1 protein-coding gene is annotated in these 247 nt (G+C 51.4%); it reads right to left on the bottom strand.

The window, feature by feature from the left end:
• Window positions 1-247: DUF4432 family protein (locus NE584_RS19495; protein WP_256183570.1), on the bottom strand; the 247-nt coding region annotated here is incomplete at both ends.

Here is a 247-nt window from a genome sequence, read left to right as displayed (position 1 = left end):
TTACATTTTCGCCATAACGGCAGCGAATGGTCCTTTCCAGCGTCAGATTTTCACCGAACAATCGTGTTTCCCGTACTTTGCCATTGATGACAAATTCAATGCTGTCGTCGGTCCGTTCTGTGCGATACCCCACCTCTTCTGCTGGAGTCGCAGCCAAACGCCCGTGTAACCCCAGCGTTTCTCCTTCATCCTCACAGGGTGTGCCAATGTAGCTAAGTCCGCAGGTAGTCAGTAACCCCGCGTAAAA

It is taken from the genome of Clostridium sp. DFI.5.61, assembly GCF_024462915.1.
Lineage (GTDB): Bacteria > Bacillota > Clostridia > Oscillospirales > Oscillospiraceae > Lawsonibacter > Lawsonibacter asaccharolyticus.
Note: the sequence above shows the minus strand (reverse complement) of the source record. Positions and strands in the feature narration are given on the sequence as shown.